Annotated in this window: 29 protein-coding genes; 14 read left to right on the forward strand and 15 right to left on the reverse strand. The window is 60.2% G+C overall.

Translation table 11 applies throughout. The annotated features are described in order from the left end of the window. Positions 1-212: 212 nt before the first annotated feature. From VIH17_03210 to VIH17_03265, 12 genes are all read right to left on the reverse strand, one after another. Positions 213-512, reverse strand: coding sequence for a hypothetical protein (locus VIH17_03210; GenBank protein ID HEY4682240.1), 300 nt, complete (start codon positions 510-512; stop codon positions 213-215). A 95-nt stretch (positions 513-607) separates the two neighbouring features. Then, a complete protein-coding gene (locus tag VIH17_03215; GenBank protein HEY4682241.1) occupies positions 608-832 on the reverse strand; it encodes a hypothetical protein in 225 nt (74 codons plus the stop codon). Positions 833-1,195: 363 nt separating this feature from the next. Then, positions 1,196-3,973, reverse strand: a complete 2,778-nt coding sequence (locus VIH17_03220; protein HEY4682242.1) for a M14 family zinc carboxypeptidase — start codon at positions 3,971-3,973, stop codon at positions 1,196-1,198. Between the two features lie 379 nt (positions 3,974-4,352). Then, positions 4,353-5,288, reverse strand: coding sequence for a hypothetical protein (locus tag VIH17_03225; protein HEY4682243.1), 936 nt, complete (start codon positions 5,286-5,288; stop codon positions 4,353-4,355). 140 nt (positions 5,289-5,428) lie between these two features. Continuing rightward, a complete protein-coding gene (locus VIH17_03230; GenBank protein ID HEY4682244.1) occupies positions 5,429-5,866 on the reverse strand; it encodes a nuclear transport factor 2 family protein in 438 nt (145 codons plus the stop codon). A 91-nt stretch (positions 5,867-5,957) separates the two neighbouring features. Then, positions 5,958-6,560, reverse strand: coding sequence for a biotin transporter BioY (locus tag VIH17_03235; GenBank protein ID HEY4682245.1), 603 nt, complete (start codon positions 6,558-6,560; stop codon positions 5,958-5,960). A gap of 30 nt (positions 6,561-6,590) precedes the next feature. Continuing rightward, entirely contained in the window at positions 6,591-6,761 is a 171-nt protein-coding gene (locus VIH17_03240; protein HEY4682246.1) for a hypothetical protein, read from the reverse strand. A gap of 129 nt (positions 6,762-6,890) precedes the next feature. Beyond that, a complete protein-coding gene (locus VIH17_03245) occupies positions 6,891-7,262 on the reverse strand; it encodes a response regulator (GenBank protein HEY4682247.1) in 372 nt (123 codons plus the stop codon). Between the two features lie 78 nt (positions 7,263-7,340). Next, positions 7,341-7,667 carry an SDR family oxidoreductase gene (locus VIH17_03250; protein ID HEY4682248.1) on the reverse strand — a complete coding sequence of 109 codons (327 nt, stop codon included), beginning with the start codon at positions 7,665-7,667 and terminating at the stop codon, positions 7,341-7,343. A gap of 146 nt (positions 7,668-7,813) precedes the next feature. Continuing rightward, the gene (locus VIH17_03255; protein ID HEY4682249.1) at positions 7,814-8,554 is read right to left on the reverse strand and encodes a hypothetical protein; all 741 of its coding nucleotides are present in this window, start codon (positions 8,552-8,554) and stop codon (positions 7,814-7,816) included. A 10-nt stretch (positions 8,555-8,564) separates the two neighbouring features. Next, a complete protein-coding gene (locus VIH17_03260; GenBank protein HEY4682250.1) occupies positions 8,565-9,683 on the reverse strand; it encodes a metallophosphoesterase in 1,119 nt (372 codons plus the stop codon). A 21-nt stretch (positions 9,684-9,704) separates the two neighbouring features. Then, positions 9,705-10,838 (reverse strand): cytochrome c peroxidase, encoded by a 1,134-nt coding sequence (locus VIH17_03265; protein ID HEY4682251.1) that lies wholly within the window; start codon positions 10,836-10,838, stop codon positions 9,705-9,707. A gap of 207 nt (positions 10,839-11,045) precedes the next feature. Here VIH17_03265 and VIH17_03270 point away from each other — a divergent pair, with 207 nt between their 5' ends. Continuing rightward, positions 11,046-11,414, forward strand: a complete 369-nt coding sequence (locus VIH17_03270; GenBank protein ID HEY4682252.1) for a hypothetical protein — start codon at positions 11,046-11,048, stop codon at positions 11,412-11,414. A gap of 59 nt (positions 11,415-11,473) precedes the next feature. Here VIH17_03270 and VIH17_03275 read toward each other — a convergent pair whose 3' ends face one another. Beyond that, a complete protein-coding gene (locus tag VIH17_03275) occupies positions 11,474-11,872 on the reverse strand; it encodes a hypothetical protein (protein HEY4682253.1) in 399 nt (132 codons plus the stop codon). Between the two features lie 139 nt (positions 11,873-12,011). Here VIH17_03275 and VIH17_03280 point away from each other — a divergent pair, with 139 nt between their 5' ends. The 6 genes from VIH17_03280 (at position 12,012) to VIH17_03305 (ending at position 17,564) form a co-directional block, all read left to right on the forward strand. Continuing rightward, complete coding sequence (locus tag VIH17_03280; GenBank protein ID HEY4682254.1) at positions 12,012-12,722, forward strand: haloacid dehalogenase type II; 711 nt, start codon at positions 12,012-12,014, stop codon at positions 12,720-12,722. A gap of 194 nt (positions 12,723-12,916) precedes the next feature. After that, positions 12,917-13,867, forward strand: a complete 951-nt coding sequence (locus tag VIH17_03285) for a cysteine synthase family protein (protein ID HEY4682255.1) — start codon at positions 12,917-12,919, stop codon at positions 13,865-13,867. A 139-nt stretch (positions 13,868-14,006) separates the two neighbouring features. Continuing rightward, the gene (locus VIH17_03290; GenBank protein ID HEY4682256.1) at positions 14,007-14,450 is read left to right on the forward strand and encodes a M67 family metallopeptidase; all 444 of its coding nucleotides are present in this window, start codon (positions 14,007-14,009) and stop codon (positions 14,448-14,450) included. A 6-nt stretch (positions 14,451-14,456) separates the two neighbouring features. After that, the gene (locus VIH17_03295; protein ID HEY4682257.1) at positions 14,457-14,789 is read left to right on the forward strand and encodes a ubiquitin-like small modifier protein 1; all 333 of its coding nucleotides are present in this window, start codon (positions 14,457-14,459) and stop codon (positions 14,787-14,789) included. A gap of 73 nt (positions 14,790-14,862) precedes the next feature. Beyond that, positions 14,863-16,044, forward strand: a complete 1,182-nt coding sequence (moeB, locus tag VIH17_03300) for a molybdopterin-synthase adenylyltransferase MoeB (GenBank protein HEY4682258.1) — start codon at positions 14,863-14,865, stop codon at positions 16,042-16,044. A gap of 215 nt (positions 16,045-16,259) precedes the next feature. Continuing rightward, complete coding sequence (locus VIH17_03305) at positions 16,260-17,564, forward strand: aminopeptidase P N-terminal domain-containing protein (GenBank protein ID HEY4682259.1); 1,305 nt, start codon at positions 16,260-16,262, stop codon at positions 17,562-17,564. A gap of 30 nt (positions 17,565-17,594) precedes the next feature. On the opposite strand, the gene VIH17_03310 is transcribed toward VIH17_03305, so the two are convergent. Then, positions 17,595-18,425, reverse strand: coding sequence for a hypothetical protein (locus VIH17_03310; protein ID HEY4682260.1), 831 nt, complete (start codon positions 18,423-18,425; stop codon positions 17,595-17,597). A 236-nt stretch (positions 18,426-18,661) separates the two neighbouring features. On the opposite strand from VIH17_03310, the gene VIH17_03315 reads away from it, so the two are divergent. Next, entirely contained in the window at positions 18,662-19,450 is a 789-nt protein-coding gene (locus tag VIH17_03315; GenBank protein ID HEY4682261.1) for a hypothetical protein, read from the forward strand. 295 nt (positions 19,451-19,745) lie between these two features. Here the strand turns inward: VIH17_03315 and VIH17_03320 are convergent, their stop codons facing one another. After that, a complete protein-coding gene (locus tag VIH17_03320) occupies positions 19,746-20,213 on the reverse strand; it encodes a peroxiredoxin (protein HEY4682262.1) in 468 nt (155 codons plus the stop codon). A 342-nt stretch (positions 20,214-20,555) separates the two neighbouring features. On the opposite strand from VIH17_03320, the gene VIH17_03325 reads away from it, so the two are divergent. The 6 genes from VIH17_03325 to VIH17_03350 all read left to right on the forward strand — a co-directional run bounded on the left by VIH17_03325 (position 20,556) and on the right by VIH17_03350 (position 26,422). Continuing rightward, on the forward strand, positions 20,556-20,942 hold the full coding sequence (locus VIH17_03325; GenBank protein HEY4682263.1) for a hypothetical protein: 387 nt from the start codon (positions 20,556-20,558) through the stop codon (positions 20,940-20,942). A gap of 27 nt (positions 20,943-20,969) precedes the next feature. Continuing rightward, positions 20,970-21,215 (forward strand): hypothetical protein, encoded by a 246-nt coding sequence (locus tag VIH17_03330; protein ID HEY4682264.1) that lies wholly within the window; start codon positions 20,970-20,972, stop codon positions 21,213-21,215. A 543-nt stretch (positions 21,216-21,758) separates the two neighbouring features. Continuing rightward, complete coding sequence (locus tag VIH17_03335) at positions 21,759-22,334, forward strand: cytochrome c family protein (GenBank protein ID HEY4682265.1); 576 nt, start codon at positions 21,759-21,761, stop codon at positions 22,332-22,334. Then, positions 22,327-24,408: an FAD-dependent oxidoreductase gene (locus VIH17_03340; protein ID HEY4682266.1), complete on the forward strand. Its 2,082-nt coding sequence runs from the start codon at positions 22,327-22,329 to the stop codon at positions 24,406-24,408. Before VIH17_03335 ends, VIH17_03340 begins: the two co-directional genes overlap by 8 nt. Next, positions 24,386-24,829: a Rieske (2Fe-2S) protein gene (locus VIH17_03345; protein ID HEY4682267.1), complete on the forward strand. Its 444-nt coding sequence runs from the start codon at positions 24,386-24,388 to the stop codon at positions 24,827-24,829. The genes VIH17_03340 and VIH17_03345 overlap by 23 nt, the downstream gene beginning before the upstream one ends. Before the next feature lie 51 nt (positions 24,830-24,880). Next, positions 24,881-26,422 (forward strand): cytochrome b N-terminal domain-containing protein, encoded by a 1,542-nt coding sequence (locus VIH17_03350; protein ID HEY4682268.1) that lies wholly within the window; start codon positions 24,881-24,883, stop codon positions 26,420-26,422. The last annotated feature ends 8 nt before the right edge of the window (positions 26,423-26,430 follow it).

Genomic DNA, 26,430 nt, shown 5'->3' on the forward strand with positions numbered 1-26,430 from the left:
GCAGAATAGCGAGCTGGTGCCGTTCCAACTATTTGGGGCCATTTTCCGCAAGTCGCAGGGCATGCTTTATTGATCATACAGGATCGAGATGTATAGGCTCATCAAGTTGGAACGGCACTGGAGCGACATAATTAGTCATACGTGCTGAGTCCATGAAGAACTTAGCCCAAAATAGTTGGAACGGCACTAGCCTGGCGGGCGCAAACGGTTCTTCATTCTTCCTTGGTGGCGGCAGCCGATGATGCGGGCGCCGTAGCCTTGATGGCTTCGGCCATGGCGGTTCGGTCGAGGGTGTGCTGTTCGTCCTTGGGGTTGGTCGGAATCACGACGAACCGGGTTGCTTCGGCAAGCACCTGGTCCACCGTAAAAGCAGGCGGCGCGCCAATCCCGGGTATGCGCACAATCCCTTTTATGTCCATCAGGCATTTGCGCCCCGCCGCATCCTGGTATGCCACCTCAACCCCGGAGCGGATGACAAATCGGCGAAGATCATTCAGTGTGATATCGCTCATAGAAAACAACAATTTAGTGGGGAAGCTGGCAAAAGTCAATTCGTTGGTGGCCGCTATTGGTTGGGATTCGTCCCCAAGACTCGGATGAGCAGCGCTCAACGCAACACACGTTCCAAAATTTGTCTGGGGGAGGTGGAGTCGCAGAAAGTTTCCACACTTACAGGGATAATCTTCCAGTCGCCCACAAGTTGGTTTTGTTCGAGGAACTGTTGGGCGTGAGCGACATGGTCGAAGATCAAGAACTGCCCGTTTTGTCCTTTCTCGAATTCGAACTGGCGATCCTTGGTAATATGACAAATCGCAAAAGCCGAGGCTGTCATCGCAAGACCTTCTGGCGCGGTGCTTACGGGAAGCAACCTAGGCTGAGCAACCTTCTCTCCAAACCAAACTGCGCCTATTCCCCCGAACCCCTTTCCGCCGGATGACAGGGCGTGCTCAAGGCCTTGCTGCTCAGCTTCTCCAAGCCAATTCCGTAAAAAGGAAATGCCGTGTGTTTACACCCAGAATCAGACCCTTCCCTGATAGGCGTTTAAAAAGGGGAAAATCGTTTCCTCGGAGACTATTTCGGCACAGGAGGGCGATCGAGCGCACGACGCGAGCCCGCCGTGCCTTGGCGTGGCGGTTTCGCCTTGGTCGGCCCGCCGTAAACGGGAGGGTTATATCGCAGACACTCGGCTTCTTCTTCACTGGCGGAAGTAAGGATTGGCGATGTTTCCGAAAAAGACGCTGTTCATGAACAACCGGACGGTACCCTCCCAAAAGCCGCGGAAGACCGGCGAATCGGCATAGAGGATCACAAAACCGCGGCCGACCTGTTCGCGAACGAGGTAGGCTGTGTTCGCCAGCTTCCTGGCATTGTCTTCTGTCAAGTAGCCGCTCAGCTTGAAGTTCTCTTTGGGGTAGTAAATGACGTTGTCTCCCTTGGCGGTCAGCTCGAGGATGGGGCTTGTGCGGTTGAGAACGTCCACCTGGCCGGCGTAGCCGAAACCCAGCGGATGGGTATTGTCCAGATTCAGGCGCATGATCGTGCCGGGAATTTCCTCTTTTCTTTCCTCGATCTCCTTCTTAGACCACGGGAGAAGCTTTTTCTCGAGTTCCTTGGCGGCCTGCTCGGCTTTGTCCTTTTCAGGAGGTTTCTCCGCGGGAGGAGGAGGGGGAGCCCCGGCGAGGGCGGGGCGGGGCGCGGCGGCTGCCTGGGCCTCCTTTTCTTCCTCGAGTCGTTCCTGCTCGTCACGCTCCCGGACGTAGCGGAAGCCGATGCTGCTCCAGCCGGCCTTGTTCTTCGTGGCAAGCACAGCTCCTCCGCGCATGCCGACCACAACTCCGCCGTTGCGAATCCAGCCGCCGATTTTCTCCGCCAGCTTCTTGTCCACGTAGCGACTCCAGCCGCGCCCGGTGCCAAAGTCGCTTGGGAAAATCAGGACGTTGTAGTCCGCCAGCTCCACGCCGCGCAAATCCTCGGCGGCTATGGCGGTGAAAGGCATGCCCAGTTGTTGGTCGAACAAAAACCAGAGCGCGCCATAGTCTGTCTCCGCGACCGGGCGGTCCATGACGATCGCCACCTTGGGTTTGCGGACAAAGCGCATGCGATTCGAGCCGAGGTCAATCCCCGCATCGGCCAGGCCGCTCGACGCCGCCATCACGTCCACCTTCGCCTGTGCGGAAAGCTCTTTCATCTTTTGGTCCAGGTCCGGGAGATTGGTTTCACGAGGCACGATAATCGTTCCCGGATCAAATGCCTGACCTGCCAACTTGAACCCGGCAATAGCAACATAGCAACGAACGTCGCGCTCGAGCAGGGCCGCCAGAAGCGCCGCCGCCCCGTTTGTATCCCAGGTGAAAAGATAGGCCGTGGCGTGATCCGGGCCGCTGACGCCGCCGGCTGCTTCAGGAGCAACCGTCACCGCCCGCCGCTCGCCGCTGGCCTTCTTTTGAGACCAGTAGGCTTCGACGCCCGAAGCCAGCGGCAACGACCATCCCGTTACATCGTAGAAGAGGAGGCCGCGCAATTTCGATTCGGGTTCAAGCAAGGCCCGGGCGAGGAAGCCCTTTGGCTGGGCGAGATCCACCACGTAGGTCGCGGCAGGAAAGCGCTTGTCGCCGAGCACGCTCCCGGCGTAGTCGCGGACATCATTGGCCGCGAGCGGCTCGCTCGCCTGTTGCACTTCGATTCCTTGCCGCAGAAGACGGTCAATGAGCTGGGCGGAGCGCGCAGGGTCTTTGCCGGCGAGAAGATAGATTTCATGAATGGGCCCTTCGCTTCCCGCCCGCAGAGCGGCGCGATGGAATTCGTAGAAATCCAGCAAGCGGGCTTCACGGTGGTTGGCGGTTGTCTCAAGCGTCGCCAGCGAGGTTGTGAAGTGATGCCAGGCGCGATCGCGCAACGTCACCTCGCCCTGGCCTTCCCGGAGTCTGGCCACCAGCCCGCCACGGCCTCCGCCCGCCTGTTCGTACGTCATCCCGATTGCGCCATTCAGCGAGGGCCAGGAATCGCCGTAGGAGGGGTAGAAGAGGTCGAAGTCCTCCGAGGTGTAATAGCGAATCCCAAAGCGATCGAAGGCCGCGGCATTGCCCTTGGCATAGATCCGGAACCACTTGGTGAGAAGGGGATCGATGCTTTCCAGGATGGGCTGAGCCGGCGGCGCAAAATAGTAGGTAGCCTCAAGGTTCATCTCGTGGTAGTCCACGTGGAGCTGAGGATTCCACCGGCGGTACTCAGCCACGCGCGCCTGGCTCTCCGGTTGCGATTGCCATGCCCAATCCCGGTTCAGATCGAAATAGTAGTGGTTTGTCCGGCCGCTGGGCCAACGTTCGTTGTGTTCGGCGGCCTCGGGATTGGGATTCGGCATCCGGCCGAGGACGCTGCGGTAGAACTGGACATAGCGGTCCCGGCCATCGGGGTTCACCATCGGGTCCAGGATGACCACGCACTCCTTCAAAATTTTGAGCGTGCGCTCATCCTCGCCGGCAGCAAGTTGGTAGGCGACTTGAAGGCTGGCCTCCGAACTTGAAGACTCGTTCCCGTGAACGTTGTAGCTCAGCCAGGCGATGGCCGGCGTCGTTCGCGCCATTTCCGTCGCCTGTTCGAGAGAGGTTTTTCGCGGGTTGGACAGCCGGGCAATGTTTGCGCGGATGCTTTCGAGCCCGCCGGGGCGGGCCAAGTTTTCCGGAGCGCTGAAGACAGCCAGGTAAAGCGTGCGCCCCTCAAACGTCTTGCCGTAAGGCAGCAGGCGCATGCGTTCTCCGGCTGCTTGCGCAAGCGTCTTGTAGTAGCGCTCGACCTCGGCATGGGGCGTAAAGGCTTCACCTACACGATAGCCCAACACGGACGCGGGCGTGGGGATGGAAAGGTTGTAGCGCCCGCCCGGATAGAACTCGAACTCGCCACTTGCTGGAGGCCCCGCCAGGGCGGAAGTAACGAATAAAAGGAGGCTCAGAGCCAAAAACAGTCGCCGCAACATTAGTCCTCCGGCATGGTTGCAATCGTGCGAATGGCGCGGCCCTATTTCGACGCGCGCATTGTATTGAAGTCAGAATAAGGAAGCAACCGGCAGCCTGCCCCCGGGGGCTTGTGCCGTTCCGACCTGATGAACCTATGCATCCCGCATCCGGCGTGACAATAATGCCGGAGCAACTTCTGAACAACGCGAAACTGAGTGTAGTCGTCCACCGGAGGGTCACAACGAATCCTGGCGCAGGATCGGGATGCATTACCCGCAGGTCTTCGAGAGCACTGAGCATGCCCGGTGATCTACCGGCGTGACGGGGATTTGAGGACACCGGTCCCGCACCATCTTGTTGGTACGGGGCCGGAAATAGCCCCAAATAGGTGGAAGAGCCCTAGAGAGCGGCAATGATGCTGGCAATGGCTTGATCGAAGTTCGTCCGGCCGTCGAGGTAGGGCTGCCAGTAGAGCCGGAGCAGCTCGAGGTAGCGAGCCCAGCGGCCTCGATAGAGACCGTAGCGTTCGGCGTAGCTGAGAGGATCGCCAAATTCGCGCTGGACGAGTTGGCCGGTGGTGTAGAAGAGCAGGGCGTGCCAGAGGTCCCGGGGAATGGGCCGGTTGCGTGATCGGCATTCACTCGCAATCGCATCCTGGACGGGTTTGATCAAGGCGTGAGAGGCCTCGTGAAGAATCACCTCGGCGGCGTCGAGGCCCTGATTGCGCGGGTCGGCGCTTGAGATCACGGTGTGCGCCGGCCCGGCGGTTGCCGGGGTGGTATAAACGCCCGAGGGACCGGCGTAACCGGTGACGTCCATGCGGATCGGTTCTTTCGGCCAGGGGGATTGATAAACCAGCGTCAATTGCTTGGCCAACTGATCGCCTTTTTCCGTGACCAGCTTCCGGGCGGACTCCATCCACGCCTGATTGCGGCGCTCGTCTTCCGGCCAGTATTTTTCGCGGTAGATCGGCGTGGCTTTCACCAATGCCTGAATCAGGCCTTCCTCCAGGCCGCGCTCGCGGAGGTCGGCGATGTTTTCCGAGCGGCTGATCTTCCGGCCTATTTCAACGAGCTCGGAATCGAAAGAAAGGTTTCCCCGTCGCGGCGGGGTCAAATTCTTGCGATAGTATGCGACGGCTGCGGCTAGCCCGCCTTCCCGCTGGCGGGTTAGCCCCGCCGGAGGCGAAGCCGGCTCATCGCCCCGGCTCGCCCCGATAGAATCGGGGCTCGTCCGAATGGGGCTTGGCGGCGCCGAATCCTTGGTGGCCTGCTCGTAAAGGAAATGGTGCAGGTTCGTATAGAAATGATTGTAGAGAGTAATCCGAGCCGGCAACGGTTCTTCTGGCCGGCCAGCGCGGACGGTTTGGGAGGGGGCTTGGGCGGTGGGCGTGGAAAGCATGCCAGCCGATATGAGGAGAAGGGACAGAAGTGTTGCCGCCGGGATCATCAAAGAGTCCCGAAGCTTCGGGTGGCCTACTGCACCGTCGTTGGTTCGGTGACGGGGATGGGCGAAGCGTGATGGTGGATCATCAGCCAGTTTTCTCCGCGGCGCACGAAAATATTGGTGGCCTGAATCAGCGCGGTATCGAAACCTTTGTCGGTGGTGCTGGTGATCTTCTCGTTGCAGACCACCCAGGCGACATCGCCCAGCATCTGCACCTCCACGTTGGAAATGATCACCTGCATGCGCCCCGTATTCTCAAAGATGCGCGCCCAACTCTCGCGCACTTCCTCCCAGCCGGAGAGCAGCTCCCAGCCGGGATGAACACACTTGACGGAATCGTCGTGCAACCACACGCGATCCATTCTCTCCAGGTCGAGCCCTTCGAGGGCAAGATAAAACCGGCGGTTTGCTTCCCGGACTTTTTCTTCGTCTTCCGGTGTCGGAGAAGGGGAAAAAGCAGCTCCCATTCTCACCTCGTTCGCGCGGCTCCGTACCATCCCTTCGCTTCGCTCAGGGCAAGCGTGCGGGGCGCGGCGTTCCTAGGAATGCATCCTCATTCTACGTGCGGCGGTTGACGCCCCGCCCGGCCACTCGCAAAGCTCCGGCCAGGATCACCATCTTGACGAGTTCGCCGGGAAGGAACGGATAAAGCCCAAGGTAGATCGCTTCGGCAACGCCCCGGTGGCTCCACAGGGCCAGCCAGGCGCATCCGAGACTGAAGACGATTGTTTCGGCGAGAAGGAGCGATGCTACCAGTTGGACTCCTCGCCCATGGCGAGGCTGATGCCAGCCCCGTTCGACTGCCCACCCCATAACCCACGCGGCCAGCGGATAGGCAACCAGGTAGCCGGCCGTCGGCCCGAGAAAACGTGTTGCCCCGGGCGCCCCGAAGGGCGCAAAAACCGGCAAACCGACGGCCCCCTCCACGAGATAGAGCACCAGGGCGACCGCTCCCGCGCGCGACCCCAGCAGCGCGCCCACCAATAACACGCCAAAGGTCTGCCCGGTGATGGGCACTGCCGTAAAAGGCAGAGGTATCGCGATCTGGGCGGTGAGCGCCACGATGGCGCTGCCCGCTACCACCAGGATTGCTTTTCGAAGGGCGCCGCTGCCCGGAACAACCCCATCCAGCAACCCCCCCTGTGTTTGAGCTTCTGTCACGGAGTGTCCTCTTGTTGGCTTGTTGGCAGCCTATTGTGTTTTCTGGCGGCAGCCTTCGATTTCTTCGCCGATCTCCGAAAGCGTGTCTTGCATGCCGGCACGCGAACACGACAACAGGGACTTGAGTTTCCAGCAGACAATTCCGACGGCAATCGTCAGAATTCCGACAAGCGCCAGAAGAATAATCCACCCGGTTCGCACGTACTCGCCAAGACCCACTCCGGCGCATTATACACGAACCGGACTCGCCCTATCCCAAATCTCTGCGCTTCCGTCCGGGAAGGTTCCGGCAGCCCGGCTGAGCGTGGTGAGTTCACCCGAGGCTGTTGATTATGATGATTGTTCTGCCGCATGGCGCAAGATGCGAGGCAATTCCGCGGTGAATTTCGAGCGGGGTAAAACCCGGTCGCATCCGGCTTGCCTGGCAGCCTCAGCCAAATCCGCTTGCACGTGCGAGAGAAAGCCGACGACGGGAACAGCGGTGAGGGCAGAGTTCGTCTTGAGCCGGCGGATGGTCTCGCCGCGCTCGGCGCCGGGCGCGCTCAAATCTACGATGACGAGAGACGGCCGCTCTTCAGCCGAGCGCCGGAGCAGGGCTTCCGCGCTCGAGAGCGTTTCCACCTCCGCGCCGACGAGCCTGGCGGTCTCGATGATCTTGGCGGCAAAGAAAAGATCTTCCACTAGCGCCAGGATTTTTGACACTCTGTCTCCTTATTTTCTCGGGTTCATGGCGAATCCCTGTGGGTGAAGGGGCGACCTCTCCCCAACAACCCCACTTCCTCAATGACCCCATTGCGGCCAGGCAATCACCGAATACCCGCCATCCACGATGATCGTCTGGCCAACAATCATCCGGCTCAGTTCGCTCGAAAGCAAGAGAACGACGTCGGCAACGTCTTCCGGCGAGACCAGATGTCCCGCCGGAGTCCGCTCCGCGGCCCAACGAACCATCCCCTCGCGGTTCGGGAAGTGCCGCAGCGCGTCGGTATCCACCACGCCGGGAGAAATCACGTTGACGGTGATGCCCCTGGGAGCGAGTTCGACCGCCAGATGCCTCACCAGCGATTCGAGCGCGCCGCGCAAATTGGAAGGTTCTTCAGGCTCCAATCGGGCAAGCTGAAGCTTGCCCCTACAAAACTACAAAACGACTCGTGTAGGGGCGGGTCTTTAGACCGCCCTCCAATCGGGCAAGCTGAAGCTTCTTGCCCCTACAAAACTACAAAACGACTTTCTGAGAGGTTGAACCGGGGAGCTCAGTGCTTCCCGGGTTCGAGTTTCGTTCCGTTGCGTTGCCAGAGGAGATAGGCTTCGAGGGCCTTCATCTGCGGGTCATCCTCGGCCAGCTTCTTTCCCTCGAGCGGGTTCTCAATGCACCAGTTGATCATGTCGCGGAGCAGCGCCACCTTTTTGAGCTGGGTTTGAAACTTGGGATAGGTTTCGGGGTGATTGTTCGACGCGTTGGGATGGCACATGTCGCACGAGATGCCGTTCGTGCCGAGCTTCGAATTATGGAAAAGCTGGTTGCCATCATCCACCATGCGCTCGAGCTCCGCCTTCCAGATCTGCTCTTCGCGCCGGGTGTGGGCTTTTCCGTGGACGGGCAGCAAGGGCAGGGGACCGCCGGGAACAAATTGGGCGAAAGCCGAACCGTTCACCGAGAGGAAAATGCTCTCGTCCGTGGTGATCTTCGCCTGCACTTCCTCGTTGCAATATTGCATCAAGTCGGTCAGCAGCGCGGCCACCTGGCGAGCCTTCTTGGGCGGCAGCGGCCGGTTGTCAGAATAGCCTTCGACCACCACCGTCTTTCGCTGGTCGCATGCTGTCACTTGCCGCCACGCCCCGTCCGGTTGGCTGGCAGAGACCGGCGCGCCCGAATCGGGGGCGTTTGCCGATGTCATGACAGAACCCGGCCAGCCAGCCAGCCCAAGAGCCAGCACGAGAGTTGCCGCAACAGCCAAACCGACCAAGACTTTCCTCGCTGATTTTTCTCGCATGGCTTCCTCCTTAGTACGACGGGCCCGGCTTGGCGGGCTTGCCGCTTGCCACCGTCTCGTAGGTAACCTTCATGGGGTTGCGGCTCCAGAGGTTGTAGTTTTTGTTGACCTCGCCATCCTTGCGCACTTCGACGGCGCCATCGCCGCAGCCATCGAACTGGTCGAAGGGGTCGGCGCGGTCCATTTGAATGGTGAGCTTCGGCAGACCGCTGGGGGCATAGGGCCACGGCCAGGCGGTGGAAAGCATCCCGTGGAAGGAAATGTTGCGGACGCGATTGGTGAGCAGTTGATGGGTGTGGCCGTGGATGACCGTCACTTTCTTGAAGGGGAAGAGCAAAGCCTGCACCTGCTCGGCATCGTCGGTCCAGAAATTCCAATCGTGGTAATACTTGTAGAGCGGGGAGTGGGAGAAAACGACGATGGGGTTGTCCTTGGAGATCTTGGCAAGGTCTTCGGCCAGCCACTTGCGCTGCGGCTCGCCCACTTCAAACCGGCTCTGCACGGCGTTATCCAGGCCGGCCACCGTCTGCATCCGCTGCATCGGCGTCATCCGGCGCGCTGTCCAGAAATCCTTTTCGACGACGCTGTTGAGGGTGATGAAGTGGATTCCCTTGTAGTCGAAGGAATAGACCGGTTTGCCGAAAAGTTCCTGCCAGGAATCGCCCATGTCAAAGTACCAGTCGTGCTCTCCGACCATCATTTTGAGCGGAGCCTTCAACTCGCTGAGGATCTGTTTTCCGAGTTGAAGCTCTCCGCGCTGCCCGAGCTGCGCCAGGTCGCCGCCGAAAAGAACAAAGTCGGGCTGCGGGTCAAGGGCATTGACGTCCTGGACGGCCTTCATGGCCGCTTTGACAAAGCGATGGGTCATCCCCTTGTCAAAGAGATGGGTGTCGGAAATGTAGGCGAAGCGAAAGCTCACTTCCGGCTCGGCGGTCTTTTCCGCGGCGCTCAGAAACTCCACCAACTGAAACGAGTGCAGCGGAAAAGCGCTGGCCGCCACCGCCATCGCCGCCGCCTGGCCGGATAATTTCAAAAATTTCCGGCGGTCGGCATTCAGGAGCGAGTCAAAAAATACTCTCCGTTCCTTTTCTCTTCTCTGTTCCCTGCGGCTGAAAGGGTCTTTGATCATCGGGAGACCTCCTCCGAGAAATCATGGCTGGTTGGTGGGTCTGGCAAAGCGTGCCAGGTCTTCGCTGGTGAGCGCCTTCATGAACTCGACCAGGTCGGCCTTTTCCTGAGCGGTCAGTTTGAGCGGGCGGATGCCGCCGTCCAGGTAGGGATTGTCCTCGCCGCCCTTGTCGTAGAACTCGATGATCTCCTCGAGCGTGCGCTGGCTGCCATCGTGCATGTAAGGAGCGGTCAAGGCAACGTCGCGCAGGCCGGGGGTCTTGAACGCGCCGATATCTTTCTGTTCCTTGGTCACCAGAAAGCGGCCCAGCTCGCTGTAGCCCGGTGCATGAGCCAGGGCCGAGGCGGACTCCGGTGATTGCGCTGCCTTGCGCGCCAGCTCGGCAAAATTGGCGGCGTGCATCGCCACGCCAAGGTTGTGAAATTTGTTGTCGGTAAAAGTGGGCAGGGAAGCAACGTATCCATGGCAGTTGTTGCAGCGCGCCTTTTCATTGAAGAGCTGCCAGCCGCGCTGGGCGGATTCCGACATCGCCGTCTTGTCGCCGGCAAGGAACCGGTCAAAAGGCGAGTTGAAGCTGAAGACGGTGCGCTCGTAGGAAGCGATGGCCCGGACGACGTTTTCAATGGTGATCCGGTCGGAGGCAAACGCTTGCCTAAAAAGCGGAGGGTATTCCGGAATCTTCTGGAGTTTGGCGGTCACCGCGTCGTGCGAGGGCATCCCCATCTCGACCGGGTTCGTCAGCGGACCTTTGGCCTGCTCCTCGAGCGTGGAGGCGCGGCCATCCCAGAATTGAAAGTCGCTGAAGGCGGCGTCAAGCACCGTCGGCGAATTGCGCGCGCCCGTTTTCCCGCCGACCCCCGCCGCCACCGTCTTGCCATCGGCGAAACCCTTGGCCGGGTCATGGCAGGTCGCGCAACTCACCGTGTCATCGGCGGAGAGTCGAGCGTCAAAATAAAGCTTCTGCCCGAGGGCAACCTTCGCTGCCGTCAGCGGGTTGTCTTCAGGGATGACAGGTGGCAGGACACCCCGCGGGAGCGGGAGAGCAAATTCGCCAACCCCCTGCGAGGCGAGATCGCTCTGGCCCAAAAACAGGACAAGAGCACACGGAACAACCGCGAGAAACAGAATTTTGGGGGCGTCGGAGCATCCGCCCATGAGAGCCTCCTGCGGCTCGTGGCCGAACCGGCCGCGAGCGGTAGCGGACTTCCCTCCGCGGCAGAGCGAAGTCCCGGAAAAGAATGTTCCGGATGCGGCCGTCCCTACTCTCGTGACTCAACCTGACCGGCGGAGCGACCGGGTTCTCCGCCAGGCCGGTTTTGATTCGAGTCTTCGAGCTTGTCTCCGACAACGGACACACAGCCCGTGAACTTGAATATGATAGCGTTCCACGACAAAACGTTTTTCCCTGGCGACGAGCCGCAGGGCGCGGGGGTTCAAACTGATCTCGACATCGGTCAACCGCCCACAACGGCTACAGACGAGGTGGTCGTGGCGGCCCGTTCGCCAATCGTAGCGGACGGCCTCATCTCCGAATTTGATTTCGCCGATGGCACCGTGCCGGCTGAGCCAGTTGAGCGCGTTATAAATGGTTGCGTAGGCAACCCGCGGATGCTTTTTCTGAACACGCGAAAAAATCTGCGCGGCGGCAGGATGGTCGTCGCTGGTTCGAATCACTTCCAAGACGGCCCGGCGATGCCGGGTGAGACGCGACTGCGCCTGCATTTAGAATAAGTCTAAAAGTTGCCCGCCCCCTTGTCAAGCAAAATGCGATCGGGGAAAGCGCGAGCGGGTCACTTTCGTCCCTGGACGCGATCGTAGGCGGAGACGTCGCAGACAGAACCGAGGGCTTCGTTGTAATACGTCGGGAGGCCCAGAACCGCGCCGAGCTCCTCGTTGAATTTTTGGAGATGACGCAGGTGCTCAGCCAGCGCCGGGATGCGCTTGCCGTCGCCTGACAAAAAGAATTTCTGGAAGCCGGCGTCCCAGAGGCGAACCAGCTCTCGGCGGAGGATGTAGCCGGGCAGCTCCACGAGCCGAACCTTCTTGCCGTCCGCCTTTAGCACCGCGCCACAATGGTATTTAGTCACGCGCACGCGACCCGGCTCGCCCGACTCCGGCTCGCAAGCAAATCCGGCGGCTGAAAGTTGTTCCAGCACCTTTTCCTCAAACTCCTGTCCGACCCGCCACATGGTCCGCTCCTTCGCGCTTTTCGAGTGTACACAAAATGCCGGCCGCCGGACACAGCCGGGCACGCATTCCTTGCTTGCCTTGCGGGGTGTGCCATACTCATATGTCTGATAGCCCAGTTGAAGAGGCTCGGATTTCTTCATGCCATCGGTTGAGCGACCCGTCTGGTTCACCTTCGATTGTTATGGCACGTTGATTGACTGGGAGGCGGGGATGAACGCGTGTTTCCGCCAAATCCTTGTGGAGAAGCGCAGCCAGGTAGCGGTCGAGCAGTTCGCCGCGGATTGGGAGGAGATCCAATTCCAAATGATCCAGGGGCCCTACCAGCCGTACAAAACAATCTTGGCGGAAGCTTTGCTCGATACCCTGAAGAAGCACCAGCTTCCGGCGCGCTCGTCTGATGGTGAGCGTTTGGTTGCCTCCCTGCCTTCCTGGAAACCATTCCCGGAGGTGAACGCGGTGCTGGGCGAGCTCAAGAAAGTTGGCTTGCGCCTGGCGATCTTATCCAACATTGATGATGATCTGCTCTCGCAAACGCTCGAACACTTCACCGTGCCATTCGACCGGCTACTGACCGCCGAGCAGGCGCGCGCCTACAAGCCGAACGAAAAAGTATTTCGCTATGCCCTCGAGCAACTCCAGTGTCAACCGGAGCAAATCGCGCACGTCGCCTTCGGGGAACGGTACGACCTCTTGCCCGCCCAAAGGCTGGGCTGCCGCACGATCTACATCAACCGTCACTCTCGCCAACTTCCGCCTTCGCTTCACCCCGATGCCGAGTACGCGGACCTGCTTGGCCTGTTGCGCTACATTGCTCTCAGGGCTCCCCGGGCCGAGCCGGCAGGGAATTAGCGAGAATATCCGACCAAAACAGTCGCATAATAGAGCAGGATTCAGGAAAGAAGGTTCTTTCTCCTTTACCCTCAATTGATTACCTCTTAAAGTCGAGTCCATTGTAGAGTATCATCGGTTGTGCTAGAATGTGGATCTATTCGCGTAGTCAAGGGCTTGGCCTCATAGGGCTTCTTAGACAGACGAAGGACTCGATGGCGCCCACGAGTACGGCTGTCGAAATCGAGAACAAAATCGGTCAACGCACCAGCCTCCTGGAGCGGATCGGGAACAGTCCGTTGCTCCGGATCGAGCGACTGGCTCCTGCCTCTCGGGACGTTGAGGTCTATGCCAAGGCAGAATGGTTCAACCCAGGAGGATCGGTCAAAGACCGGGCTGCCTACAGCATGATCCTGGAGGGCGAGGGAAGCGGCAAGCTCAAGCCCGGCAAAATTATCCTGGACGCCACTTCGGGCAACACTGGCATTGCTTACGCGCTGGTAGGGGCGGTGAAAGGCTATGCGGTCCGGCTGTGCGTTCCGGCAAGCGCCAGTGAAGAACGCAAGCGCATCCTGAAGGCTTACGGCGTGGATGTGATCCTCACGCCGGCCGATGAAGGTTCCGACGGGGCCATCCGCGCCGCGCGGCTGCTGTACAAAGAAAATCCGGAGCTGTATTTTTATCCCGACCAGTACAATAACCCGGCCAACTGGCAAGCTCACTACCGAACGACCGCCGAGGAAATCTGGCAGCAAACAGCCGGACGCATCACCCATCTCGTTATCGGTCTGGGAACCAGCGGGACGTTTGTGGGGACGGCGAAACGACTCAAGGAACTAAATCCGAAACTCAAGGCCATCAGCTTTCAGCCCGACGGGCCGTTCCATGGCCTGGAGGGTTTGAAACACATGCCGACGGCGATGGTACCGGGCATTTACGATCCCACGCTGGCCGATGAAAACCGTGAAGTGAGGACCGAGACCGCCTACCGGATGGTCAAGCGGGCGGCGCGCGAAGAAGGCTTGCTCATCGGCATCAGCTCGGGGGCGGCGCTGGCGGTGGCGCTCGATGTCGCCCGTGAGATTTCTTCCGGCGTGGTGGTGACGATTTTCCCTGATGCCGCGGATAAGTATCTGAGTGAACGCTTCTGGGACGAAGAAGTTTAGAAGCTGCTTCAGAAGCGGCTGGGGCGTATGGCGGCGTCATGCTGAAGGAAGTGAAGCACCTGAACAGGGAGATTCTTCGCTCCGCTCAGAATGACGGAATGACAGAATGACGGAATGGCAGTGTTAGTGCGACGTGGTCATGCTTCATTTGAGCCACAGACTGGCAGAAGCGATTCGGGTTCACGGGGCTGAGAGCTATCCGCATGAATGCTGCGGGGCGCTGCTTGGCCGGGCGCAGGGCGATGGTGGCAAGCGCGTCGAAGAACTCCAAGCGATCGTCAACCGCCGCCAGGATTCCCCGCGCAACCGGTTCCTTGTGACGGCTGAGGATTACCTCGCGGCTGAGAAAGCGGCGCGCGCGAGAAGCCTTGAGATCGTCGGCTGGTATCATTCGCACCCCGACCATCCGGCTCGCCCGAGCGATTTTGACCGCGAGCATGCCTGGCCGGGGTACTCCTATGTGATTGTAGCCGTGGCCGATCGCCAGCCGGGTGCAATCACAAGCTGGACTCTGCGCGATGATCGCAGCCAGTTTGATCCCGAAACTTTGATTGTGGCTGAGGCATCTGTTTCTTCGAGGTAGAGGAACATGGCCAAGGTTGTGATTCCCACACCGCTGCGCCCGTACGCCGGCAAACAGGAATGGGTCGAGCTCACCGGCGCGACCGTGAGCGAGATTCTCTCGAAGCTGACCACGCAATACTCCGAGCTGCGCAAGCATCTCTTCACCGACGATGGCAAGCTGCGCAGCTTCGTGAACATCTATGTCAACGACGAAGATATTCGGTATCTCAAAAAAGAGCAGACACCCATCCAGCACGGCGACGTGGTGAGCATCGTGCCATCCATCGCCGGCGGTGCTCGGACGTCATCCAGGTTTGGCTGGCCGGGCATGACCGGCCGGGGAGCCGGTTTACGTTGATTTCGCCCGCTGGGGAGCGGTCGAGGGGAATCGAGCAAGCCCTGCACCATCTGGTGCAGGGCAAGAGGGCAACATGAGCAACCCAGCTACCAACGTCTCCATCGCGCAGGACGCCCAACTTTCCAAGCAAGAGGTGCTGCGCTATTCGCGTCATCTCATCATGCCGGAAGTCGGCATGGACGGCCAGCTCAAGCTCAAAAAGGCCAAAGTGCTCCTGATTGGAGCGGGCGGGCTGGGCGCGCCGCTCGGCCTCTATCTGGCGGCAGCGGGGGTCGGCCGGCTGGGCCTGGTGGACTTTGACGTGGTGGACTTCACCAACCTCCAGCGCCAGGTCACCTTCGGCACGAGCGACGTCGGCACGCCGAAGCTTGCCGCCGCCCGAGCGCGCCTGGCCGATCTCAACCCGGATATTCAGATTGACACCCATGAGACGAAGCTGACCAGCGAGAACGCACTCGAAATCTTTCGCGACTACGACATCATTGTGGACGGCACGGACAATTTTCCGACGCGCTATCTGGTCAACGACGCCTGCGTGCTGCTCGGCAAACCCAATGTTTACGGCAGCATCTTCCGTTTCGAAGGTCAGGCGACCGTCTTTGCCTGGAACGGCGGGCCCTGCTATCGCTGCCTCTATCCTGAGCCGCCACCGCCCGGGCTGGTTCCAAGCTGCGCCGAAGGCGGCGTCCTGGGCGTGTTGCCGGGAATTATCGGCGCCATCCAGGCGAACGAAACCGTAAAGTTAATTCTGGGCCGGGGTACGCCGCTGGTCGGGCGTTTGCTCCTCTTTGACGCGCTGAACATGAAGTTCCGCGAACTCAAGCTGCGCAAGAATCCCGATTGCCCGGCTTGCGGCGAGCATCGCACGGTGACCAAGCTGATCGACTACGATGAGTTCTGCGGCATTCGCGGAGAAGAGTTGCAGCCGGGCGTGCAGGTGCCCGAAATCGATCCGACCGACCTGAAGCGCTGGTACGACGGCGGCAAAGACTTTTACGTGCTCGATGTCCGCGAGCCGCACGAGGTTCAAATTTGCAAGCTGCCTGGTTCGCACCTCATCCCGTTGGGCGAATTGCCGCGCCGGGTGCACGAACTCGATAGCTCGGTCGAAATCGTCGCTCACTGCCGCTCGGGCAAGCGGTCGGCGGAAGCAGTGGACTTCCTTCGCAAGGCCGGGTTCCGAAAAGTGTGGAACCTCAAAGGCGGCATCCTGGCCTGGTCGGACAAAGTGGATCCTTCCGTCCCCAAGTACTGACTTCCGGGGCTTCAGGTAGGGCCGGTCTTCAGACCGCCCGCCTATAATGAGGGCAAGCTGAAGCTTGCCCCTACATAACCTCATCGACGTGTCTTCAGGTAGGGGCCGGTCTTCAGACCGCCCCGAGTCAGGTCTTTAGGCCTTTTCATTCAGCATTCACTCAGGAGTTAGGCTAGAATCCTGGCGCTCGAGCATTTCTGAAGGTGGAGGCTCAAGTGAAACGTGCTCTGCTTTTGCTCTGCGCTTTCTGGGTTCTCTGCTTCTCTGCGGTGGAGGGATGTCAAGCCGCGGACACAAATCCTTACCCATCCCGCCGCCAAAAACTGATGCAGCAACTCGGCGACGGAATCTTTGTCGCTAAAGGCGGCAGCACGCATTTTTATTATCTGACCGGGGTGGACGAAGCGGAGGCTTGGCTGTTGCTTGCCCCGAAGGGCGTTCGCGTCGAGATCTACCGGCGTTGGCCGGGGCCGGACTACATCCGCGGCCACGTGGTGCGGGAAATTCTCTTTGCGCCGGGCCGCACTTCCTTGCAGCAGCGCTGGGAAGGAGCCGGAGCAGGCGCAGCCGACAAGCTCAAGGAAGAGACGGGAGTGGAGCGCGTCTATGATTCAGGCCTCTTTGAAGAAATGCTGACGATGGCATTGCCCTACCACTCGACCTTCTGGACGTGCGTGGGAGGGCGTGGCGGAGCGGGAACGGCGGTGCCGCTGCGGGGAACCCTGCCGGCGGATCTCGCCTTGGTCGAAAGTGTCCGGGCGCGCTTTCCCGGGTTGGCCGTCAAGGACGCAACGGCGGTCGTCACCGAGATGCGTCGCATCAAGGAGGCGGGCGAGCTCGAAATGATGGAAAAAGCGGTGGACGCCTGGGGCGCGGGTGTTCGGTCGGCGATGAAATCAGCCAGGCCGGGGATGTTTGAATACGAGGTCGAAGCGGCCGCCGTCGGCGAGTTTCGCCGCCGGGGCGGCAACGCGGCTTCTTCCTGCATTGTCGCCTCCGGCCCTAACGCCGCCATTCTTCATTATCGGGAGAATAGCCGGCGGATCGAGGCGAATGATTTAATTCTTCTGGACAGCGCCGATACCACGTACCAGCATTACGCCGCCGACCTCACCCGCACCTTTCCCGCTTCCGGCAAGTTCACGCCGAAACAAAAGGAACTTTACGAGATTGTGCTCCGGGCGGCCGATGAAGCGATCAAGATGATGCGTCCGGGCGTCAAAATCGAAGACCTTCACACCCGCGCCTATCAGGTCATCGAGCAGGCGGGCTACGGCAAGTACTTTGTTCATGGCCTGAGTCATTACATCGGGCTCGACGGCCACGATGTCGGCGACGTTTGGAAACCACTCGAAGCAGGCAGCGTCATCACCATCGAGCCAGGGATTTACATGCCCGAGGCTGGCCTGGGGATCCGCCTTGAGGATGAGGTGTTGGTGACGGCCGATGGCGCAAGGCTCCTGAGCGCCGGGGTGCCGCGGACAGTGGAAGAGATTGAGCGATTCATGGCGGCAAAATGAGAGGGGCAGCCCGCCACGCCGGGCGGCAAATTACGGCTTATGGGGGGAAGTTGGGGCCGGCGAGTTGTGCTTCAATCGAGGCGCCCGGTCGCTGATGGGCTGGAGCACCTCCGGCAGGGCGCGAAGCTCGTCCAGGTCCACCCGGAGCGGGCGGCTCAACGTTACGCGAAACGGCGTGCCTGGCTCGAGCCGAATCTCCGGACCGCGGCTCAGCAAAACTCCAATCAATCCGGCCAGCGCCCCGGCACCCGCTCCCACGGCTGCGTCTCTTGCCGATTGGCCGGCCACGCTTCCCAGCACGGCGCCTTGCCCGCCGAACGTAGCCACGGTGATCGCGTCATGAGCTTTGCCGGATTCGCCGGCAATCGTTCCCCCTTCTTTATCGCCGGGATGCTCCGGGCCGGGCGGCTCCAGGCTGGCGCCAAGTTCTAGCGTATAGCCATTCGGCAGGCTGACGCGCTCGAGGTGAATCCGCAACTGAGCTTTTCCCCGGACGCGGCCGGGGCGCTTCACTCCGACGAGCGTGCCCCGAACCATGCTCTCGGCGGGGATGGCCAACTGCCGGTCGAGTGAATGAACCGGCGCCATGGTCTTGAACGTAACAAAATCGCCCACCCGGGCAGTCCTTGTGGTGAGCGTATGGGCAAGCGCGACCGGGATGGTCGTCCCGGCGGCAACTTCCAGGTACTTGCCCGCCAAAGGTTCTCTGGGAATGCCGGTGGATTGGATTTGGGCGGGCTTGCCGGGTGACGGCGTCGCTGGAGCTGGTTTTTCCGGCGATTGGCCGGAGACCGTCGCACAGGCTACAAGCGCGACGGCCAGCCGGGCAGCGAAACGTGCAAGTGAATTTGTGCGCCGCATGGAGTGTCGGTCCTTTGCCCGCTTAAGTGGAGGTCAAGCCACGACCTCTCACCCGGTCCAAATTTTATCACCATCGCTTGCCAACCGCGCCGGTGCCGTTCCAACTCTTTCAGGCTAGGTTTTTCAAGAGCCGCGGGCCAATGGGCAAACTGTCGCTCCAGCTAGCAATCTTGCACAAGTAGTTGGAACGGTACTGGCTTCCGGCATATAGTGTTGGCCATGGGAGCGATTTTCAAATGATACGGATCATCGCAAGAGTCTCGATTCTCCTGGCCATATCCGCAGCCGGCGGATGCCTGGGCGCGAAAGCCGCTCGAGCTTGGCCGCAGCAAGCCCCGGGCTGCCGTGCCGTATTGCAGCTCCGGGCCGTCTTCCCGGCGCGCGAGAACACTGCCTTTCTCGCCGGCTGGATCGAAACACCGGGGAAGCGGGCGCATACCCTCATTTTGAAGACAACCGATGGCGGCCGAAACTGGCGGCAGATTGGGCCGCGCATCGAAGGGAGCGCGCTCGCGACCATCGAATTCATCGGCGATGATACCGGCTGGGCGGCCGGCGAGAAAATCCTGGATAACCCGGGCGAGCCTTTTGTCCTGCGGACTACCGATGGGGGGGAAAATTGGGTCAAGGTGGATCTTCCCTCGCCCACGACCTCGCTCGGCACCGTTCGCACCATGACCTTCACTGATTCGAAGCACGGCACGGTGGTGGTCGAGCGCCGCGTCGGAATCAGAATCCGGGGCAAGGAACTTGATGCGGAGGTCTTTCTCACCCAAGACGGGGGCCTTACCTGGAATTTGGCGGATCAGTTTTTCCGGCGGAAGGGCGAAGAGGAGGAGAGAGAATCGGTCGAGGAAATCGAGCGCAGCGGCTGGAAGATTGTGGAGCTGGAGGACGGGGTCTTCCGGGTGTTGCGCCGCGAGGAGCCCGCGGCGGCGGGCTGGAGCGCGGTGGCCACGCTCGACGCTTCCGGCGTTGATTTTGATGCGCGCTACCTTTGCGGCGAGGGCGAGAAGGAAGAGTGACAGCTAGTGCCGTTCCAACTTAATGAGCCTATACATCTATGATCAATAAAGCATGCCGTGTGACTTGCGCAAAATAGCCCCAAATAGTTGGAACGGCACTAGTGAGCAGACTGCTCGTTTCGAGAAGAAACAGTGGCCTTTCCCATCACCTCCCCCAGCCCCGAGGCTCCTGCCTCGGGGAGTCCGCTCCTCGCATATCCCCCCGGGCAGGTGCCTGGGGGCTCAGCGCGCGAGCCTCGAACTTCTCACACCGACTCTGAAGGGGAGCCCCGCGGACGGCCAGAGAAAGGCAAACCTACTTCAGCTTGGCCAGCTCGGCTGTCAATTCCGCATTGGCGCGTTGCTGCGGGATGTCATACAGTTTGACGTAGCGGACCACGCCCTGTTTGTCAATGATGACGGTGGCGCGGTTGGTGATGCCTTTGTCGGCCAGGTAGAGGCCGAACTTTTCAGCGGCAGCGCCTTTCGGGTGAAAGTCGGCCAGCAACGGGTAGTTGATTTTCAGATGCTCGGCAAAGGCCTTGTGCGCCCAGACGCTGTCCACACTGATGCCGAGCACCTGGGCGTCGAGTCCGTCAAAATCTTTGAGGTCGCTGGTGAAACAGGCGTGCTCCTTGCTGCACACCGGCGAAAAATCGAGCGGGTAGAAGGCCAGCACGACGTTGCGCTTGCCGCGAAAGCTCGATAGGGTGACATCCTGCTGGTTTTGATCCTTCAGCGTGAAATCGGGCGCTGGTTGCCCAACACCAATCGGACTTGCCATGGTCCCTCCGGAAGTGTGAATTAGAGTTCAAGAACTAACGTTGCGGAAACAAATAGTATAGCGGAAAGCGGTGCACGCGGACATGCCGGAACCAGAGTTTGCTTGACCGCGTCTCCCTGCGCTCCCTAGAATGGAAGCGTTGCGCCGCTACGCGTATTTCTGAACTAGTGCCGTTCCAACTTATTGTGCCTAGCCCAGCGGCGGAAACCGCTGGGCTGAACAGACGGAACAACATTGCGCTTCCGTTCGGCCCACGGGCTTCTGCCCGTGGGAGGGATGACAGGAAAGAACATGGTTTCAGCACGGTGCGGGTGGATATTCATCGTAAGCAGGAGGTGAGCTATGGCCATGCAGGAACTCACGGTTTGGGGTGTCAACCGTCCCGGTAACCTGGCTAAAATCTGCTCGGCATTGGCGAGACATAAGATCAACATCTCCGGTTTTTATGCTTCGGACGCGAAAGGCCGCAGCGCCGTGCGCCTGCTGCTCAAACAGGCGAACAAGGCGAAGGCCGTTTTGCGAAGAGAGGGATTTCAGGCGGAAGTAACTCCAGCGCTGGTTCTCAATCTGGCGGACCGGCCGGGCGCTCTGGCCAGGGCCGCCGCGAAGCTGGCCCGAGATCGCGTGAACATCAACTACGGCTACACTACCGTCTCCGGCGGGGCGAAACGAGCCACCATCGTGCTTGGGGTCAAAAATCCAGCGCGCGCTCGCCGATCCTTGCGATAGGATGCACCGAAAGAGAGTGCCCGTGTCATGGAATTGCGCCCACTGGTGGATCACTATCTGAAGTTGGCAGGCGAATTTGGCCGGCCGGTGGCTCTCGAGCGGTTCGGGCTCTCCCGGGAAGAGACGGAGCGGCTGTTTTCGGCCTGGGACGAGGACTACCTCATCAGCCGGTTTCTGCGTTTGAGTCGCGAGGCTGGCGCCGTCGAATTCAACATCAACGGTTTTCCCTATACCCACATCGCATTTGAAGGCGGGGTGGTCAAAATCCTCTAGCGCAAACTGTTTCAGGACTGCCGCTGACCGTGAACGCGCGAAAGAGCGACGGGACAGGAGGCAGGTTCTGAGGTTCGCGTCCCACGATAGCCCAGCCGCCTACGTTGGTTCGGCCGGCTTTTGTGTGAAATGCTGTGCGTAAAGCCCCAGCGGTGGTGGCGTGGTGCGCGAAAGCAACACTTTTGCGCCTCCAGAACCCCTGGCTGCTAAGACTCTTTTGTTTCCATAACTCCTTATTTTCCAAAGTATTACCTCCACGCCAAGCTTATCGAAACGTGTGGCTCACGGCTTGCCCTTCATGAGGACGACTTGCTGTAGGCCGAGCCAGAAACCTCGAACCATGCGGCTCGGGGTTGAAAACGGCCAACAGGGAATGCAGTGAGAGCGCCCATCTTGCATTTCGCTGATTCCGCCGGCCCCGATGTAATCGGGGCCAGCCGAACCCAGTTCATCGTCCCTCTCCGTCTTCATCACCTTGTTAATTCTGTTTTTTCCTTGGGTCCCGCAGAGTGGGATGGCGTGAGAAGGTACAGGAGGCAATCCATGAAGGCTTTTCTCGCGGCATTCACACTTTCGCTCGCTCTTTTGAGCCTGACCACCACTGGGAGAACCGCCGAGCACCCCTACGTCGGCTCGAAAAAATGCAAGGTCTGCCACCTCCCCCAGCATAAGTCGTGGGAGCAGACCAAAATGGCCAACGCCTTCGCTCTCCTGAAAGCCGGAGAGAGAGCGGAGGCGAAGAAGAAGGCGGGCCTGGACCCGAACAAGGATTACACAACAGATAAAACGTGCCTGCCCTGCCATGTTACCGGCTATGGCAAGCCGGGCGGGTTCAAGAGTATCGAAGAAACACCGGATTTGGCCGGGGTTGGCTGCGAGATGTGCCACGGCGCCGGAGGCGACTATATCAAGACCGGGCTGATGACTCTGCAGAACAAGGAGTACAAGCGAGCCGACCTTGTGGCGGCCGGCATGGTCGTTCCCAAGGCGGAAACGTGCACCACCGTGTGCCACAACGCCAAGAGCCCTTTTGTGGGGAAGGGCTACGTTTTCGACTGGAAGACGCGCAAGGATGAGGGGACGCACACCCACTTGCCTTTGAAGTACAGCCATGAGTGAGGCTCGGAAGAAATATCACGTCCGCATCCCGGACTACGATTACTACCGGGAATTGGTCAACTGCCAGTTCGACTGCCCGGTGAACACGGATGCCCGGGGCTATGTGCAGGCCATCGCCGAAGGCGACTATGAAAGGGCCTACCGCATCGCCCGCGAGTCGAATCCTTTGGCGTCCATCTGCGGCCGTGTTTGCGGGGCTCCGTGTGAGGCGGCATGCCGGCGGGGACGAATTGACGACGCGGTTTCTATCCGCGCCCTGAAGCGCTTTGTGACGGAACAGTACGGCTCCGAGGCAGGCACCAGGGACGGCAAGCCACCGCTCCCGATACGCCCTGCCTCGGAAACCCTCTTGCCCCCGGCCAGCAGCTTCGGCATCGGGGCAGAAGGCTCCACGACGTTTCACGACGCCTCCGCGCTTCGCTCCTTCGAGGGGCGGGGCGGAGCGAAGAAAGTAGCGATTATTGGTTCAGGGCCGGCGGGTTTGAGCGCCGCCCACGACCTCGCCGTGATGGGTCACAAGGTGACTCTGTTTGAAGCGCAGTCTGTTCCCGGCGGCATGCTGGTCCTGGGAATACCCGGGTACCGGCTCTCCCGGAGCCTGATCCAATCCGAGATCCAGGGCATCCTTGATCTGGGAATTGATCTGAAGCTCAACTGCCGGATTGGGCGAGACTTCGATCTCGAGCAACTCCACGATTGGGGCTACCAAGCCATTTTCCTCGCCATCGGCGCGCACTTGAGCCGCTCGCTGCCAATCGAAGGGGTGGAGAACGACGGAGTTCTGCGAGCGATTGATTTCCTGCTCAACGTCAACATGGGCTACAAGGTGGAGTTGGGGCGGCGAGTCCTTGTCATCGGCGGCGGCAACGTGGCGATCGATGTGGCCCGCTCGGCGTTGCGGAAGATTGGTCCCACGGAAGATTTGAGTCCCGCCGAGTTGCGCGCGGCTCTCCAGGAAGCCCAAGCGGCCCTGCATCAAGTCACCCAGGTCGCGGAAACTCAGCCCGAGGAAATGAAAGTGGCTATTGATGTGGCCCGTTCGGCCTTGCGCCTCGGTGTGAAGGAAGTCTTCATGGCCTGCCTGGAATCTCGCCGGGAAATGCCGGCCAACGAACTGGAGATACAAGACGCCCTGGAGGAAGGGATCAAGCTGTACACCTCCAAAGGCCCCAAGCGAATCTTGGGTGAGAACGGCAAAGCAACGGGAGTGGAGTTCCTGGACGTGGCCTCGGTGTTTGACAGCAGCGGCCGCTTCAACCCGACCTTCAAGCCCGGCACCGAATCGGTCCTTGAGGCTGACACGGTCGTCCTGGCCATTGGCCAGGCGAGCGACCTTTCTTTCCTCAAGGAGAGTGACGGAATCAAGCTTACGCCGCGAGGCACGATCCAGGTGGACCCCGATACGCTCGAAACCACCGCCCCCGGCATCTACGCCGGCGGCGATTTGGCCTTTGGCCCTCGCCTCATCATCCATGCCGTGGCCGACGGCCAAAAGGCGGCCCGAGCTATGGCGGCGTACCTGAGCGGCAGCCGTATGGAGGTCTCCCGCCGGGCACGCATGGTGGCTGGCCCGCCGGGGCGGGACCATCGCCTCTTTCCCCGTTGCCTTTCTCTGGCGCGGGAGAAGGTTCCCGCGCAGCCGATCGAACGCCGTATCGGCATTGCTGAGGTGGAGTTGGGCTTTGAAGAGCCGGCGGCGCAGCGCCAGGCCCAACGCTGTTTGAACTGCAGTGTCCACCCGGTCTTCAACGGCGACCGGTGCATTCTCTGTGGCGGCTGCGTGGACGTGTGCCCTGAGCGATGTCTCAAGCTGGTGGCGGTCGAGCGGCTCGCCGGCGGTGAGGATCTGAGCAAGCTTCTTCGCGGCCGGTGCGGCGCCCCGGTGGCACCCTGCTCAGGCAAAAACGATGGAGCCATGTGGTCGGCGATGTTAAAGGACGAGGAAAAGTGCCTGCGCTGCGGCCTCTGCGCGCGGCGGTGCCCGACCGGAGCCATTACCATGGAGCTTTTTGAGTTTCGTGAACAGCTTGTTTTACGGCCAGGGGTGCAACGTGAATCGGCGGCACTTTCTTAGCAAGCTGGGATGGACGAGCTTCTGGACGGCGGTGGTCGGGATGGTGGCCGGCCTGGCGCGATCCATGTATCCGAATGTGCTTTACGAGCCCTCCCGGAAATACAAGGTCGGCTATCCCGCCGATTTCGCCAGGGACGTTGTTACGCCCCTGCCGGGCGAAAAACTTTTTATCTATAACGACTCCAAGCAAGGCTTCTACGCCATATCCGGGATCTGCACCCACCTCGGGTGCGTCGTCAGCAAGACGCAGGAAGGCTTCTTCTGCCCTTGCCACGGTAGCCGGTTCGACCACTCAGGAAAAGTGAAAGCCGGGCCGGCGCCGAGGCCTTTGCCCTGGTACCGAGTCAGCCTTGCTCTGGACGGGCAGTTGGTTGTGGATGCGGGCGAAGAAGTAAAACCAGGGACAACATTGCCGATCTGAGCTCGCCCTGAACCGGACGCTTCGGGGCCTCGCGTTTCCGGATAGGTAGTCGTGGGGAATCGAAAGAGCCACGGGATGATGCAGGAGTTCTGGCGGAATGCCCGGGCCCTGCCGGGCAACGTCTGGCGTTCCACTATCCGCCACGGGCCCCTCGATACCGACCTCGATCGCGCCGAGGTGATGAACCAGAATTTCTTCCTCCACATCCTGCCGGTGTCTGTCCACAGGAACACGCTGAGGTTCAGCTATTCTTTGGGTTTGGGAGCGATCGCGTTCATCCTGTTTCTCATCCTGATCGGCACCGGAATCATTTTGATGTTCTACTACGTACCCGCCGTTGACCAGGCCTATCCGCGGATGAAGGACCTCGAGTTTGTCGTTTCCAATGGCAAGCTGCTGCGCAACCTCCACCGCTGGGCCGCCCACGGGATGGTAGCAGTGGTCTTCCTGCATATGTGCCGGGTCTTCTACACCGGCTCGTTTCGTCCACCCAGGGAATTCAACTGGGTGGTTGGCGTTGTCCTCTTCTTTCTGACCCTCGGGCTGAGCTTCACCGGCTACCTGCTGCCTTGGGACCAACTGGCATTCTGGGCCATAACGGTGGGGACGAATATCGTGGCTTACCTTCCCGGGGTGGGCAAGCAATTGCGCTTTTTGCTCCTGGGGGGCAACGAGGTGGGACAGGAGGCGTTGATCCGCTTCTACGTGCTCCACATCGCGATCCTGCCGGTGCTCGCCCTGATTGTTCTGGGGGTGCATTTCTGGCGAATCCGCAAGGATGGCGGCTTGAGCCGGCCTGAGGAGGCAGAAAGTCCTTTGGTCTCGATGACGGCAACGCCGGCCAGTCGCGATCCTGCCGGAGGCAGCCTGCAAATTTTCCCGGCTGATCCCCGGAAGACTTACGGTCTCATGGAATTGGTGAAGGGGCGCACCCCGATGGTGGATCGAGGGCCGGAGGACACACTCACGGCGTGGCCGCATCTGGTTTTTCGCCTGTTTACTCTCTCTCTGCTTACCCTGGTTATTTTCCTGATCGTATCTTTGTTCTTCGATGCCCCGCTGAAGGAGCTGGCGAATCCAAATTTTCCGGAGAATCCTGCCAAGGCGCCCTGGTACTTCCTGGGCCTTCAGGAGTTGGTCAGTTATTCGGCGTTCATGGGAGGCGTTTTTATTCCTACCCTGACCGTGGTGGCACTGATGTTGATCCCCTATATCGACCGTGGCCCGGCGGGGACTGGCGTCTGGTTTCATTCCCGCCGCGCGAGAAAAATCGCGCTGCTGTCGGCCATCCTCACCACGGCGGTCATCTGGCTTCTTCTTTTCGCCAACATGCGCACCGGCGGCGTGCGGCGCTTCTACCCGGACTCACCCCAGTGGCTGATTGATCTCTTGAACCCGGGAACCCTTACCGTTCTCTATCTGGTCGTGTTCTTTTTCATCGCCGGCTATCTCACCGACTCTCTGCGGGAAGCCTCCATCGGCCTTTTTACCGGCTTTCTGATCGGATTTACTTTGTTCACCGTCATCGGAGTCTTTTTGCGGGGACCCAACTGGGAGTTCTACTGGTTCTGGCAATCCTGGCCGGCTCCCTGACGGTGCCG

The organism is Candidatus Acidiferrales bacterium (genome assembly GCA_036514995.1).
Lineage (GTDB): Bacteria > Acidobacteriota > Terriglobia > Acidiferrales > DATBWB01 > DATBWB01.

Coding starts and splice junctions, on each gene's coding strand:
- VIH17_03210 (HEY4682240.1), bottom strand. CDS start 512: ATGAGCGATATCACACTGAATGATCTTCGCCGATTTGTCATCCGCTCC.
- VIH17_03215 (HEY4682241.1), bottom strand. CDS start 832: ATGACAGCCTCGGCTTTTGCGATTTGTCATATTACCAAGGATCGCCAG.
- VIH17_03220 (HEY4682242.1), bottom strand. CDS start 3,973: ATGTTGCGGCGACTGTTTTTGGCTCTGAGCCTCCTTTTATTCGTTACT.
- VIH17_03230 (HEY4682244.1), bottom strand. CDS start 5,866: ATGGGAGCTGCTTTTTCCCCTTCTCCGACACCGGAAGACGAAGAAAAA.
- VIH17_03255 (HEY4682249.1), bottom strand. CDS start 8,554: ATGCGAGAAAAATCAGCGAGGAAAGTCTTGGTCGGTTTGGCTGTTGCG.
- VIH17_03260 (HEY4682250.1), bottom strand. CDS start 9,683: ATGATCAAAGACCCTTTCAGCCGCAGGGAACAGAGAAGAGAAAAGGAA.
- VIH17_03265 (HEY4682251.1), bottom strand. CDS start 10,838: ATGGGCGGATGCTCCGACGCCCCCAAAATTCTGTTTCTCGCGGTTGTT.
- VIH17_03275 (HEY4682253.1), bottom strand. CDS start 11,872: ATGTGGCGGGTCGGACAGGAGTTTGAGGAAAAGGTGCTGGAACAACTT.
- VIH17_03280 (HEY4682254.1), top strand. CDS start 12,012: ATGCCATCGGTTGAGCGACCCGTCTGGTTCACCTTCGATTGTTATGGC.
- VIH17_03285 (HEY4682255.1), top strand. CDS start 12,917: ATGGCGCCCACGAGTACGGCTGTCGAAATCGAGAACAAAATCGGTCAA.
- VIH17_03290 (HEY4682256.1), top strand. CDS start 14,007: ATGCTTCATTTGAGCCACAGACTGGCAGAAGCGATTCGGGTTCACGGG.
- VIH17_03295 (HEY4682257.1), top strand. CDS start 14,457: ATGGCCAAGGTTGTGATTCCCACACCGCTGCGCCCGTACGCCGGCAAA.
- moeB (HEY4682258.1), top strand. CDS start 14,863: ATGAGCAACCCAGCTACCAACGTCTCCATCGCGCAGGACGCCCAACTT.
- VIH17_03310 (HEY4682260.1), bottom strand. CDS start 18,425: ATGCGGCGCACAAATTCACTTGCACGTTTCGCTGCCCGGCTGGCCGTC.
- VIH17_03315 (HEY4682261.1), top strand. CDS start 18,662: ATGATACGGATCATCGCAAGAGTCTCGATTCTCCTGGCCATATCCGCA.
- VIH17_03320 (HEY4682262.1), bottom strand. CDS start 20,213: ATGGCAAGTCCGATTGGTGTTGGGCAACCAGCGCCCGATTTCACGCTG.
- VIH17_03325 (HEY4682263.1), top strand. CDS start 20,556: ATGGCCATGCAGGAACTCACGGTTTGGGGTGTCAACCGTCCCGGTAAC.
- VIH17_03330 (HEY4682264.1), top strand. CDS start 20,970: ATGGAATTGCGCCCACTGGTGGATCACTATCTGAAGTTGGCAGGCGAA.
- VIH17_03335 (HEY4682265.1), top strand. CDS start 21,759: ATGAAGGCTTTTCTCGCGGCATTCACACTTTCGCTCGCTCTTTTGAGC.
- VIH17_03340 (HEY4682266.1), top strand. CDS start 22,327: ATGAGTGAGGCTCGGAAGAAATATCACGTCCGCATCCCGGACTACGAT.